The sequence below is a fragment of the Aliidongia dinghuensis genome (genome assembly GCF_014643535.1).
GTDB classification, from domain to species: Bacteria; Pseudomonadota; Alphaproteobacteria; order ATCC43930; family CGMCC-115725; genus Aliidongia; species Aliidongia dinghuensis.
The window spans coordinates 119,715-133,126 of record NZ_BMJQ01000019.1; the positions used below are offsets into that span (position 1 = coordinate 119,715).

The 13,412-nt window shown below is 66.8% G+C and carries 11 protein-coding genes and 1 pseudogene; 3 read left to right on the forward strand and 9 right to left on the reverse strand.

What is annotated here, in order from left to right; translation table 11 throughout:
- Window positions 1-8 precede the first annotated feature (8 nt).
- From IEY58_RS34905 to IEY58_RS28715, 9 genes are all read right to left on the reverse strand, one after another.
- Window positions 9-2,168, reverse strand: coding sequence for an MmgE/PrpD family protein (locus tag IEY58_RS34905; RefSeq protein ID WP_308422456.1), 2,160 nt, complete (start codon window positions 2,166-2,168; stop codon window positions 9-11).
- A gap of 25 nt (window positions 2,169-2,193) precedes the next feature.
- Window positions 2,194-2,991: an amino acid ABC transporter permease gene (locus IEY58_RS28680; RefSeq protein ID WP_189051588.1), complete on the reverse strand. Its 798-nt coding sequence runs from the start codon at window positions 2,989-2,991 to the stop codon at window positions 2,194-2,196.
- A complete protein-coding gene (locus tag IEY58_RS28685) occupies window positions 2,981-3,724 on the reverse strand; it encodes an amino acid ABC transporter permease (RefSeq protein WP_189051589.1) in 744 nt (247 codons plus the stop codon). Before IEY58_RS28685 ends, IEY58_RS28680 begins: the two co-directional genes overlap by 11 nt.
- Window positions 3,725-3,743: 19 nt before the next feature.
- Window positions 3,744-4,598, reverse strand: a complete 855-nt coding sequence (locus tag IEY58_RS28690) for a transporter substrate-binding domain-containing protein (RefSeq protein WP_189051590.1) — start codon at window positions 4,596-4,598, stop codon at window positions 3,744-3,746.
- Window positions 4,599-5,091: 493 nt separating this feature from the next.
- Window positions 5,092-6,189 carry an alkaline phosphatase family protein gene (locus IEY58_RS28695; RefSeq protein WP_189051591.1) on the reverse strand — a complete coding sequence of 366 codons (1,098 nt, stop codon included), beginning with the start codon at window positions 6,187-6,189 and terminating at the stop codon, window positions 5,092-5,094.
- Complete coding sequence (locus IEY58_RS28700) at window positions 6,189-8,900, reverse strand: TonB-dependent receptor (protein ID WP_189051592.1); 2,712 nt, start codon at window positions 8,898-8,900, stop codon at window positions 6,189-6,191. Before IEY58_RS28700 ends, IEY58_RS28695 begins: the two co-directional genes overlap by 1 nt.
- Before the next feature lie 217 nt (window positions 8,901-9,117).
- Window positions 9,118-10,479 (reverse strand): ATP-binding protein, encoded by a 1,362-nt coding sequence (locus tag IEY58_RS28705; RefSeq protein WP_189051593.1) that lies wholly within the window; start codon window positions 10,477-10,479, stop codon window positions 9,118-9,120.
- The gene (locus IEY58_RS28710) at window positions 10,466-11,143 is read right to left on the reverse strand and encodes a winged helix-turn-helix domain-containing protein (protein ID WP_189051594.1); all 678 of its coding nucleotides are present in this window, start codon (window positions 11,141-11,143) and stop codon (window positions 10,466-10,468) included. Before IEY58_RS28710 ends, IEY58_RS28705 begins: the two co-directional genes overlap by 14 nt.
- 147 nt (window positions 11,144-11,290) lie before the next feature.
- Window positions 11,291-11,440 (reverse strand): hypothetical protein, encoded by a 150-nt coding sequence (locus IEY58_RS28715; protein ID WP_189051595.1) that lies wholly within the window; start codon window positions 11,438-11,440, stop codon window positions 11,291-11,293.
- Between IEY58_RS28715 and IEY58_RS28720 the strand changes: the two genes are divergently transcribed.
- The 3 genes and pseudogenes from IEY58_RS28720 to IEY58_RS28730 all read left to right on the forward strand — a co-directional run.
- The gene (locus tag IEY58_RS28720) at window positions 11,439-12,470 is read left to right on the forward strand and encodes a YncE family protein (RefSeq protein WP_189051596.1); all 1,032 of its coding nucleotides are present in this window, start codon (window positions 11,439-11,441) and stop codon (window positions 12,468-12,470) included. The two genes, IEY58_RS28715 and IEY58_RS28720, sit on opposite strands and share 2 nt — an antisense overlap.
- Before the next feature lie 16 nt (window positions 12,471-12,486).
- Window positions 12,487-12,897 carry an ExbD/TolR family protein gene (locus tag IEY58_RS28725; protein ID WP_189051597.1) on the forward strand — a complete coding sequence of 137 codons (411 nt, stop codon included), beginning with the start codon at window positions 12,487-12,489 and terminating at the stop codon, window positions 12,895-12,897.
- Between the two features lie 4 nt (window positions 12,898-12,901).
- Window positions 12,902-13,412 (forward strand): annotated as a pseudogene (locus tag IEY58_RS28730) (hypothetical protein); the annotation flags it as partial.

Genomic DNA, 13,412 nt, shown 5'->3' on the forward strand with positions numbered 1-13,412 from the left:
TCGCTTTCTCAGAGGGAAGGCACGGTGTTCAGCAGGGAGATCAACGTCCGGAGATCGTCCGTTGACCGCATGGTCCGCACCAGGTCGGGCAGCCGCTCGAGTGCCGGATCGCCGCCAACCGCATCGCGGAACTTGGCCCGCAGGTCCTGCGCGCCCCGGATCGAGGCGACCCGACGCACGCGGCGCGTGCCGTCGGTGAGATCGATCTCGACCACGCTGAAGCGGGTCGCGGGATCGTTCGACATGCGCGGCGCCGTCTCGTCGTGCCGGCGCTCGACCCGCGCAAGAAGCGCCTGGACATCGGGGCGGACAGGCTGGTCGTCAAAGGTCTCGACGCCGAGCTTGCCGTCAATGAGGGCCGAGGCCACGACATACTCGACGCTGAACCGGCCATCGACGCCGGTCGTGGGCTCGCGCACGGTCAGTGCCGCGTCGCCGCCCGGCGGGAAGGTCACGGTGATCCGCTCGATCGCCGGCACGTCGATCGGCGCCTCGGCCAGGAGGTCGAGTGTCGCCTCGGCCGCGCAATGGGTCGCCGTGCAGCAGGCGAATTCCTTGAAGATGAGGCCCGGTTTCAGGATCTGCCACGGCGCGCCCCAATCGGCGACTGCCCGTTCCGGCGCCTCGGCACCGGCGCCGAACACGGACAGGAAATCGATCGGCCCGTCGAGGATGCCGGCGGTCCCGGCGAGCCCGGCTTCGGCCAAAAGTGCTGCGGTCAGGCCGGCGCGCGCCGCGAGCCCGGCGTGGAGCGGCTTCGCATCTGTGCCGAATTGGGCGCGCAGGCCGGCCGACTGGGTCGCTGCCAAGCCCAGCGCCACGGCGATGCGCTGCTCGCCCAGGCCGAGCAGCCGGGCGGCCGCCGCGGCCGCGGCGATGGTGCCGAGCGTCGCCGTGCTGTGGAATCCCAACTCGTAGTGCCGGCTGCCGAGCGCCAGGCCCAGCCGCGCCATGGTTTCGAGCCCGACCAGATAGGCCGCGAGGAAGTCGGTGGCACTGGCGTTCGTCCGGGGGACGATCGCCAGCAGCGCCGGCAGGATCACCGTGCTGGGGTGCCCGCGCACGCTCGCGTGTACGTCGTCATAGTCGAGCGCGTGGCCGGCATGGCCGTTGACCAGCGCCGCCGTCGCGGCGTCGACGCGCTCCGGCCGGCCGATCAGCGCGGCCTCGCCCTGGCCCGCCAGCGGCGCGAAGGTGCGCCAGACGGTTGCCGTGCCGGCATCGCAGGCGCCGGGGAAGGCGCAGGCGAGGAAGTCGAGCACGGCGTCGCGCGCTGCCTCGGTCGCCTCGACCGAGGCAGTCGGATCGGCAGTCGCAATGAGCCGCGCCAAGCGGGCAGTGAGGGTCATGGGCGGGGTGCTTTCGTTCGCGACGGCTGGTGCCGGCATCGCGCCGGCGTCCAGCTCCTTGATGCCCAGCCCTTTGATAAAGGCGCGGGTGCGCGGGCTGGCAGGGTTGTGGAAGATCGAGCGTGCCGAGCCGCGCTCGACGATTTCGCCATGCTCGGTGAAGACGATCTCGTGACTCACCTCCTCCGCGAAACGCATCTCGTGGGTGACGAGGATACAGGTCAGGCCGTCCTTGACCAGATCCCGGATGACCGCCAGCACCTCGCCCACCGTTTCCGGATCGAGCGCCGACGTCACCTCATCGAACAGCACGAGCTCCGGCCGCATGGCGAGCGCCCGGGCGATGGCGACGCGCTGCTGCTGGCCGCCCGAAAGCTGGCCCGGATAGGCGTGTTCCTTGCCGGTGAGCCGCACACGGTCGATGAGCGCGCGGGCTCGTGCCTCGGCGTCGGCCTTCCGCTCGCCCAGGATCCGGACCGGCGCGATCGTGATGTTGTCGAGCACGGAAAGATGCGGGAACAGGTTGTACTGCTGGAACACGAAGCCGATGCGCTTCCTGAGCGCCACCCGCTCCGCCTCCGTCTTCAAGCCGTGCACCGCGGTTTCGCCGACGAAGATCCGGCCGCGCTCCGGCACGGCCAAACCATTGATTGTCCTGAGGATCGTCGATTTGCCCGAGCCGGACGGCCCGATGATCGACACGACCGCGCCGCGGCGCACGTCGAGCGTGATGCCATTCAGGATCTTGTGGGCACCGTAGGACAGGTGCACGTCCTCGAGGCTGACGAGCGGCGCGTCGACGGCGGCGGCTTGCGACATGGGCGATGGGTTCCCTTACGGCCGGTCAGCGACGGTCCAGCCGGCGTTCGAGCCAGCGGACGAAGCGCGCGATCGGGTAGCAATAGACGAAGAACCAGCCAAGCACGGCGAGATAGACCGCAACGGTGAAATCCATGCGCTGGACCGCCGTCGTCGCCTCGGTCGCGGCCTCGAGCAGGTCGTGCACGCCGACCAGCGAGGCGAGCGTGGTCGCCATGGCGATGGTCGAATAGAGGTTCATCCAGGGCGGCAGCGCGCGCTTCGCGCATTGCGGCAGGATGATCCAGCGGAAACTCTGGGACCGGGTGAAGGCGAGCGACGCCGCCGCATCCCACTGCGCTGACGGGATCGACTGGATGGCACCGCGCAGCAGCTCCGCCACCTGGGACGCCGCCGGCAGCGCCAGGCCGATCATCGCCTTCGCCCAATCCGGAAAGGCGATGTGCCAGGGGCCGAGGCTGATCTCGAACGGAAAGACGTAGGTGGTCGCGAACAGCACGACCAGGATCGGCGCGTTGCGGAACACCGTCACGAAGCCCTCGGCCGGCAGCCGCAGCGCCACCCAGGACGAGAGCTCCATCAGTGCGAGCGCCGTGCCCGCCGCGGTGCCGAGGCCAACGGCGCCGAGGCTGATCGCCACGTTGAGCGCGAAGCCCATGGCCAGGTGCGGCAGCCATTGCAGCATGAGGCTAAGCAGCGCCGGCATCTCCAGCCCGGCCACCCATGCGGCACTCGCGGCGAGCACAACGCCCGCGACGACCGCGAGCCTCCCGGTGGGCAGGCGGCGGGGGCGCGGCAGCGCGCCCGCCTCTTCAAACGCCATGGCCGGGGATCCTGACGCGCGCCTCGAGCCAGCGGCCGGCGCGCGACACGATGAAATTAAGCGCGCCGAACAGGAGCAGGATGAACAGCATCAGCTCGACTACATTGTCGTGCTGCGTCCAGATCATGATCGAGGCGTAGGTGATATCGCCGACGGCGATGGCCGAGCCGATCGCGGTCAGCTTGATCAGGTTGACCAGATTGTTGACAAGCGCCGGCAGCGCCACGCGGAACGCGATCGGCAGCTCGATGCGCCACAGGACCTGGGCCCGGCCGAACCCCAGCGCCCTCGCCGCCTCCCGGGTCGGCTCGGGCACTGCCTCGACACCGGCGCGCAGCGCCTCCGCATGAAAGGCGCCGATATGAAGCGCTATCACCAGCACGCACCAGAAGAAGGGCGTCAGCGGATTATGCTCGGCACCGCCCAGTGCGGCGCTCACCAGCATGTTGAGGGCCAGGAACGCGCAATCGAGCTGGACGAGCGTCGGCGTCGAACGGGTCAGCTCGATGAAGGCGCGGCTTGGGCCGGCAAGCCAGTACCATGGCGAGCGCAGCGCCAGGACCAGGACGAGCCCGGCCGCGAGGCTCGCGGGAATCGTCACGGCCGCGAGCTCGAGCGTCGTCCGGATGCCGTCGAGCCACATGCCGCGCTCGTAGGCGCTGGCGAGGAACGAGAAATTGAATCCCAGGCTTCGGGCAGCCGCGACGAAGCTCTTGATGAGCGCCTCGATCATCGGACGACGCCCGAGGACATCACGGCGCCGCCTTGAGCTTGGCCTCCAGCGCCAGCACGTAGGAGCTGACAGCAAGCTTGTTCTTGCGCGCCGTCTCGACCAGCCAGCCGCTGCGGTAGAGGTCCTTCATGATGCCGTCGAGCCGTGCCGCCGTGTCGGTTTCGCCCTTGCGCAGCCAGATGACCGAATCGGACGGGATGAGCTCATCGTCGAACGGGACCTCGTAATCCTTCCACTCGTCCGGATGGTCGGCGACCATCAGCTTGACGGTGGCGCCGGTATGGACGGCGGCGACGCAATTGCCGCCCTTGAGGGCCAGGAGCGATTCCGACTGGCTCGGATAGCCCTTCGGCAGGGCGCCGTAGGTCTCGGCCAACGGTGCCGTATAGTTGCTGCCCTGGGACACGCAGACCGGCTTGCCCTTGAGGTCGGCCCAGCTCTTGATACCGCTCGCCTTGCGCACGACCGCGGCACCGCCGCTCTGTTCGTAGGGGGTCGGCACAAAGGTCAGGATCTCGGCCCGCTCCTCGGTCCATTGCATGTTCGCCAGCAGAAAATCGACTTTGCCCTGCTGCAGGAACGGCACGCGGTTGGGCGGCGTCACCGTGACGGTCTCAAGCTTCACGCCCAGCTGATGGGCGATCTCCTCTGCCAGATCGAGATTGAATCCGACCTGCTGATGCGTTGAGGGATCGATGAAGCCGTAGGGCGGACCGGACAGGATCACGCCGGCGACGATCACGCCGCGCGTCTTGACCTTGTCGAGCGTCGCGTCGGCCCGCGCCTGCGATAGGGACGCATCCAACAGGGACAGGGCCGCCAGCCAGGCCAGGGCACAGAGCGACCACCTGGCCGCGTGTTCGCCGATCCGCATCCGCTTAGCGCTCCATCAAAGCAGCCTGCCCCCGCAGCACCGCACATCTTCAATGGGGCGGAACGCTAAGCCCCGCTCATTCACTCATAAAATGTAAATCTCGCATAGCTCCATCCACATAAAATTTGTGAATTCTAAGTTTTAACGTGATTACAACGTATTTTAGGCCTTGCTCGGAATTTTGTGCGACATCGATGAAATCGATCGTCATTTCCTCGAGATCCAGCTTCGTCGAGGCGTTCGAGGCTGTGCGAACTTATCTGTCTCGGTTCAGGGGGCCACCCCAAAAGGATCGAACGGCGCGTCCGTGATGAGGCCCATTAGCGAGCATGCGCTACGAACTAAGCTTGGCAGGTCACACGCGGGGTCCAGCGGCGGGGATTGGCCGTGAGCCGCCGGTCTTCTTTGGAAGCATATGGCCCCCGCCCGGTTGCAATCGGGCGGGGGCCATGTACATCACGCAGGTCATCAGCGCGACGCTCTCAGGAAGTGGTCATTTTCCACTGGCGAAGAGCGGCGTCATCGCGACGACACCGGCGCCTTCATCGGCCGCATGGCCGAGGAAAGGGCTGAGGCCGAAGGCCGCCTCGGTCGTGCGCAGCAGCGAATAATGATTGTACGGCGTCGGGTCCGAGAGCCCGCGTGGCCCGTGATTGGTGATGACGATGGTCGGGATGCGGCCGCCGCCGAAATTGGCGGCGCTCCTGGGATCGCTGGCGCAGCAGCCCTGCGGCTGGGCGGCACCGTCCTTCGGATGGTGGTCTTCGTCGAAGGTCACCACGATCGCGCTGTTCTCGCGGGACTTCCAGATGCGGGACCGCATGATCCGGGTGACGAGATCGGCCGTGACCTTGTCGCCGCGCCGTATCCGGCCGGAAAGATTGCCTTTCCGGCAATCGGCCGGGATGTTCGGCCCCTCGTCCAGCCCATGCATCTCGTTGCACTGGTTGGGCACGATATGGGCATAGGCAGGCAGGCTACCCGCCTTGAGGTCGCGGCCCAGCTGGTCGAAGCCGACGATCTTGGCGGCGCGCACCGGGTCGTCCTGGACTGATCTGAAGTTCATGAAGCCGTTGTGCTTCATGGCATAGAGTTCGGCCGGCTTGCCCGGCACCGGCTTGTCGAGCCGGGGCCAGCGGACCGCGTCCGAGCCCGGCGCCGGAATGTCCTCGAAGTAGCCTTTCCAGGTCAGGCCCTTGGCCTCGAGCTGCGCCATCAGGCTGGGAGCCGTGACGGTGTGATCCACATAGTCGGGCCGGTCCGACTTCTCGCAGGCCAGGTCTTTGACGCCGGGCCGGCAGAAATTGGCGTCGTCGTCATGGATGCCGAACGTGTCCCCGCCCAGGAGCGCGATGTAGTTGCCCTCGCTTGGATGCACCTCGCCATAGAACTGCGTGGCAAGGCCGTATCGCCCGGCGAGGCGGGTGAGGTTCGGCGCGTCTGGGCTGCCGATGATCCGATCGAAGCCCTGGTTCTCCTCGATGATGACGAAGATATGGGCATAGCGCGGCATCGGCGCCTCGGCCGCCCCTAGAGGGGCGGCTCCAGCCATCATGCCCAGGGTCGCGGCGGCAAGCGCCAGACGGCGCATCAAAACGACATCCTGAGGCCGGCGGTGTAGGTCGCGTCATAGACCTCGCGCTGGATCGGCCGGTTGCCGCTCGATCCTTCGGTGAATTTCAGCGGCGTGTCGGTCAGGTTCTTGGCGTTGAAGTAGACCTGGAAATTCTTGGTCAGCTCGTAGCTGGCGCCCAGGTCGAGGCGGAAGCGGGCGGCCGACCAGGTGTCGGTCGCGTCCGAGCCGCCAACGGCGAAGATGTTTTTCGAGACATAGGAGCTGGCAAGGCGCACCGTCACCGGTCCGTTCTCATAGAAGACGGCCGCGTTGAAGTTGTTGCGCGAGGTCGAGGGCAGGAGACTGTGCTCGCCCGGCCGGATCTCGACCGAAGATTGCACATAGGTGTAGTTGCCGTCGAAGCCGAACCCGTCGAACGGATGGGGCAGGAAGGTGAATTTCTGGATATAGGCGAACTCGGCGCCATAGGCCTGGGCATTGCCGCCATCGGTAAAGGTCGAGATCGAATAGATATTGGGATCGCCGGCCACGAACTGGCTGTGCACCAGGCCCGGGACGATATAGTGCTGGAATTCCTTGTCGAACAGGCCGAGGGACAGGATGCCGGCCTGGGGAAGCGAATAGGCGAGCGAGGCGTCGAAATTGTCCGCGGTCGTGGGCTTCAGCGACGGGTTGCCCTCGATGACCGTGAGCGCGCCCTGGTCGAGCTGAACCGACGGCGTGATCTGGTTGAAGCCGGGCCGGGCGATGGCCGTCGAGTAGGCGAGGCGCGCCTGGAGTTCCGGCGTCACCGCATATTTCGCCTGCAGGGTCGGGAAATAGTCGAGATAGTTCTGTGAGAACTGGTTGGGCGTCACGCTGACATTGCCGTTGGGGTCCGTCGTCTCCTTGTTGGCGCGGTAGGTGGCATTGGTCTGTTCCAGCCGGACGCCGCCCAGCAGGTCGAGCTTGCCGAGATTGATCGTGTATTGGGCATACCCGGCGTAGACATCCTCGTTGTCCCGCTGGAAGGCGGCGAGGTCGCTCAGGTTGTCGGCGAGGATCGAGGCTGCGCTGCGAAACAATATTCCCTGGGGATTTGCGACCAGGGAGCGGATCGTCTTGTTGTTCGGCCCAAGGCCCAGGTCGTAGCGTCCGCCGTAATAGACGAGCTCGGGCCCGGACACGAAGTCGGTGAACGGCAGCACGACGCCCGGCGCCAGATTGTAGGTCTGAGTGGTCTGGTTGACGTTGCGCTCGCGCAGGCGGACGGCGCCGCCGACCTTCAGCTCGCCCTCGTGCTCGCCGAGGTCGAGCGGCAGCGTGGCGTCCAGGTTGCCGCTCCATTCCGTATCGAAATCGTGGAACTGGCTGTTCTGGACGCCCTTCAGCTGGTAGAGCGCCGAATTGGCCGGATTGGTGCCGTCGATCGTGTGGAACGACGGGTGGTTCGGATCGGTCGTGTTGTCATAGACCAGCGCCACCGGGTTCGGATCCACGAAGGTGCTGTTGTAGTCATAAGGCTTGTTGTCGCTGCCCTGAGCATAGGCGCCGCGATAGTCGAGCCGGAGGCCGCCCAGCACGCTGTTGCCGCCCCAGGTGAAGAGGCGGGTCTGCACCGTCTCGCGCTCGTCGCGGAGCGATTTGTTGAGCTCGGCGGACGGGGCGAGGAACAGGTTGGGGTTCTGGGGATCCGCCTGATAGTTCGCCAGCAGATTGCCGTTGGCGTCCGTGTCCATGTTGTTGATGGTCAGGCGGTTGCGGTTGATCGTCTCGTTGTAGCCGGTCTGGGCGGCACGGAAATAGAAATGGTTCAGGTCGTTCGGGTCGAAATCGACCTCGCCGCCATAGCCGTAGCGTGTCCGGTGATAGAGATAGCGGCGGAAATCCAGCTGGTTGAACGCCTTGTCCGGCACGCCTTTCGACTGGTTGTCGGAATAGGTTGCCTCGACATCGTCGATGCCGCGCTGGTCGTCATAGACCGAGCCGGTGGCGAGGATGCCGAACGGCCGCGGATTGGTGAAGAAGCCGCTGGTGGCCGGCCGGGCGTTCGTGTCGTCGAACGGGCCGGTGCCGGGCTCGAGGCCGAAGCGTCCGCCGACAGTGAGGTCGCCCTGCAGGATCGGCGTGTCGCGCAGGGGCTCGAAGCCGGTGCCCAGCGTCGCGTCGAGGAAGGCGTGGCCATCGGCCGGCAGGGCCTTGGGCACGATCTCGATCGAGCCGCCCAGGGCCTCGGCGTCCATGTCGGGTCGGTTGGTCTTGGTGATCTCGATGCCGCCGATGAAGCCCGCGGGGATCGCATCGAACGCCACGGCGCGGCCGCCGCCGGACGGCGTCGCCAGGTTCGAGGCCGGCAGGCGCACGCCGCCGAAGCTCGTGCCGTTCAGGTCGGCATCGAGACCGCGGATATTGATGAAGCGGCCCTCGCCCGTGTCGCTTTCCAGCGAAATGCCGGGCATGCGCTGCAGCGCCTCTGCGGCATTGACGTCGGGCAGCTTGCGGATCTCTTCCTGCGGCTGGATGTCGACGATGTTGGGTGCGCGCTTCTTGGCTTCGAGCGCCTCGGCGCGGGTCCCTGTCAGGCTGGGCGTCGGGGTGGGCGCCGCGGAAGCCGCATTGTTGTCCGTCACCGAGACCTGGCCGATATCGGTCGAAGTGTCATCGGCCAGGGCCGGCGCTGCGAGCAGTGCCAGGGCGGCAGTGGTCGCCAGCATGGCGAGACGTTGGTGGCGGATCGGGTTGCGCATGAAAGATCCCTTGAAATCGGCGCGCACGGCGGCGCAGCCGGCCGCGGAGCGGCGGGCTGGAGCCATGGGCGTCAGACTGAAGTCGAACGGGGCCGCGGGAGGGCGGCGACGCGGCGCACCCTATTGGCCCGAAATGGCCGGCGCGTGTTGTCGCGGTGAAATGTGAATTTCAAAGTTCACCGATTTTCAATGATCGGCAGCAGGCCTGACGCGAGCCTCAGGCGGCGAAGAAATTCATCTCGACCTTCAGGCCTGGCCGGTTGTCGGCCAGCCGCAGGGTGACGCCGTGGAGAGCGGCGACGGCCGCGACCAGGCTGAGGCCCAGCCCGTTGCCGGGTGTGGAACGGCTCGCCTCGAGCCGGAAGAAGCGCTGGAAGACCTTGTCCCGCAGGTCTTCCGGAATGCCGGGGCCGCCATCCGATACGAAGAGGGTGCTGCCACCCGTGCAGCGGACGGCGCCAACGGTGATGCCCGTGCCGCCCGGCGAGTGGCGGATGGCGTTCTCGATGACGTTGGCCATCATCTGCACCAGCAGCTCCCGGTCGCCGTGCACGCGGAGGCCGCGCTCGATTTTGGCCACCAGCGCCTGTCCTCGCTCCTCCGCCACCGGCTGGTAGAACTCGGTGAGGCTGGCGGCGAGTTCCGATAGATCGACTTCGGTGAAGGAGCTACGGCCGCTGCCGGCCTCGATCTGGGCGATACGCAGGATGGCGCCGAACGTGTCCAGGATCTCGTCGATCTGGCCCAGAGCCCCCGCGACCGTCTCGCGCAGCTCCTCGGCCGAGCGGGCACGCTTGTGGCCGCGCTCCAGCCTCTGCCGAAGCCGGGTCAGCGGCGTCCGCAGGTCATGGGCGATGTCGTTCGAGACCTGGCGCATACCCTCCATCAGGCCCTGGATCCGGTCGAGCATGACATTGAGATTGCCGGCCAGATGGTCGAATTCGTCATCGGTGCCGGTGACCGGCATGCGGCGGCTGAGATCGCCGTCGATGATGGCCCGGCTGGCGCGGCTCACGGCCTCGACCCGGCGCAGCAGCATCGCACTGGTCGCGATGCCGCCGACAGCCGCCAGGCCGAGGGTCGCCAGGACCGCGACACCGAAGACACGCTTGATGAGGCGCTGCATCTCGTTCAGCACATGATTGCTGTGGGCGACCAGGAGGTAGGCGTCGTCGACGGTCGTCATGCCGCGCCCGCGGAACCCGGGAGCGGCATCGCCGTCGTCGTCCTGGTTGGCCGTCTTGGACCGGTCGACGATCCCCTCGACGGGCGGCTGGGCCGGCAGGTTGCCGGCCATCACATGGCCGTTCCTGTCCTGCAGCAGGTAATAAACGCCCGCGGTCTTCCAGTCGATGCGCTCCTCGACTTCTTCCTTGACCGCCTGGAGCCCTTTGGGCGCCTCGCCGGTCTCGATGTCGCGCAGCTCGGCCGCCACTTCCTCGTCCAGCTGCCGCGACATGAAGCCGGCGCTGGACCAGTAGATGATGGCGAACAGCACGGCGACCGAGGCCGTGAAGATTGCGGCCGAGAGAAGGATGAGGCGGAAGCTGGTGGTCCGCAGCAGCCTAGGCAGGGGCACGGAGGCAATATCCTTCGCCGCGGACAGTATGGATGAGCTCGTCCCGGAAGCCCTTGTCGACCTTGCCGCGCAGCCGGCTGATATGGGATTCGACGACGTTCGTGCGCGGGTCGAAATGATAATCCCAGACATTCGCCAGCAGCATCGTGCGGGTAACCGTCTGGCCGGCATGGCGCATGAGGTATTCCAGCAGCCGGAACTCCCGTGGCTGGAGGCCGATCTCGTGCGGGCCGCGGCGGACCTGCCGGCCCAGGAGATCCATTTCCAGGTCGCCCACGCGCAGCATCGTCGACGCGGGCTGGCTGCGCGGCCGGCGGCCGAGCGCCAGCACCCGGGCAGCCAGCTCGGGAAAGGCGAAGGGCTTTACCAGATAGTCGTCGCCGCCGGCATTCAGCCCCTGCACCCGGTCTTCGATGCCGGACATGGTGGTAAGGAACAGGATCGGCGTCTCGATCCCGCCGCCGCGCAGCATCTTGACCAGGCCCAGCCCATCGAGCCCCGGCAGCATCCGGTCGACGATCATGAGGTCCCAGGCCTCGTCGACTGCCCGCATCAGCCCCTTGCGGCCATCCGGCGCCACGGCCACGTCATGGCCTTCATCGACGAGCCCCTCGGCGAGATGGTCGGCCGTCTCGGCATCATCCTCGATCAGCAGGATCTTCAAGCGCGTTCTCCGCCCCGCGTCATCTGTCGAACGAGCAGCGTTAGCGGCGGATTGTTACAAGCTTCCGATCCGGGCCGGACTTGCCCTGTCGATGACTCATCGACGTTACGGAACGCCAATAATCGAAAAATATAGATTTTCCAACCGTCATATGGCGGCAATATTCGCCTCGCCAATATCGCTCTCGATTTTGGGGCGTGTCCCCTTCTGTTGAGGATCAGGGCGATCGATGATGGTGAGGCGTTTCTGGAAGCGCGCGATTTCCTGCGCGCTGCTGCTGGCATTGGCGGTATTCATGGCGGCACCTGCACGGGCCGACGGCGGGGAGTTGCCGGCTTATCGCCTAACGAAGACGGTTCGACTGGGCGGGGCCGATCATTGGGACTATCTGACGCTCGATGCCGCGCGGCACCGGCTCTATATCGGCCATGACACCGAAGTGACCGTGGTGGACAGCCTCTCCGGCAAGCGCCTCGGCGCCATTTCCGGACTGGCTGCGGCCCAGGGGGTTGCCGTCCTGCCCGGCCGCGGTTACGCGGCGAGCGGTGAGCAGGGTGAGCTCGTCGCCTTCGACCTGCAGAGTTTCAAGCCGCTGGCGCGGATCAAGACGGCGTCCGATGCCGATGCCGTGGTTTATGATCCCGTCTCGACCCATCTCTTCGTCGCTAACGGCGACAGTCACACGGTCACGGTTGTCGATCCCGCGACGAACCGGGTGGCGACGTCGATCGATCTCGGTGCCGTGCTGCAATTCGCCGTGACGGACGGCAAAGGCAAGATCTACGTCAATGTCGAGGATCCGGGCAGTATCGCCCGGATCGACGGCGCCAGTGGCACGGTCGAGGCGCGCTGGCCGCTCGATGGCTGCGTCGCCCCGCACGGGCTTGCGTTGGATGTCGAGGACGGGCGCCTCTTCGCGAGCTGTGCCAACGGCGTGATGGCAATCGTCGACGCGGTCGAAGGCAAGCAGGTCGCGACCCTGCCGATCGGCAAGGGCACCGACGCGGCCGGCTTCGATCCCGCCCGCAAGCTGGCCTTCAGTGCCAATGCCGAAGGAACTCTGTCGGTGATCAAAGCGGACGGGCCGGGCCAGTTCCGCAAGCTTGGCGACCTCAAGACAGCGCCGGGTGCGCGCACCATGGCGGTCGATCCCACGACCGGCCGGATCTTCCTCGTGACCGCAGATGTGGCGCGGACGGACCCACCCAAGAAGCCTGGCGCCGCGTCGCATTTGAGCTTCAAGCGGGGGACCGTGAAGCTCATGTTCTTCGATCCCGTGAAGCCGCTCGCCCACGGCGATCGAATGGTCGCTCCTGCAGTCAACTAGGAAATTGGGGACAGTCATGCGTAGATGGACTGAGGAGCCAAGAAAACAGGCGCGCATCGAGATCATTCCGATGATCGACGTCATGATGTTCCTGCTGGTTTTCTTTGTTCTCATCAGCATCAACGTGATTCCGGCGCTCGGCATCAAGACCACGCTGCCGCAATCTTCGCAGCCCGAGGACAATCGCGCGGTCAAGAACGTCATCATCACGCTGGCGCCGGGCGGCGAGATGCAGCTCGACGGCGCCGCGGTCACGGCGGACGAACTGACCCAGCGGCTCACGGCGCTGCATGCGGCCGACCCGCACGTCAACGTCATCATCAACGGCGACCGGACGGTCGAGATGCAGCGCCTGGTCGACGCGCTCGACGCGGTGAAGGCCGCGGGCATCGACGCGCTGTCCATGGCGACGAAGAAGCGGGATTGACGTCGTGGAGCTGCTCTACCGGACACGCGGCTGGGTGGCTGCCGCGCCGACGATCCTGGTCGTCGCCGCCGCCCTCGTGCTGACGACGCGGCCGCTGCCGAAGCCGCCAAAAGCGCCCGAGGCGCCGCCGGTCAAGATCCAGCTGACCGCGATGCCCGAACCGGCACCCCCACCACCCGAGCCGGCGCCCACGCCGCCGGTGCCGCCCCCGCCCGAACCGGCGCCCCCACAACCGGCACCCCCACAACCGGCACCACCGCAACCAGCGCCGGCCCCGCCCCGCCCCGCCCCCGTCGCCCGGCCGAAGCCGGTGGCGCGGCCGACGCCGAGACCGGTCCCCCCACCAGTACCGGAGCAGCCCGCGCCGGCCACGCCGGCAATAAGCGCACCTGCCGCCGCTCCGGCGCCCGCGGCAGCTCCGACGCCGGCCCGCCCGTCGAGCGCCGGGGCCGAGGACGCCTACGCGGCGCAGATCCGCGCCGACATCGAGGCGAACAAGCACTACCCGACCAGCA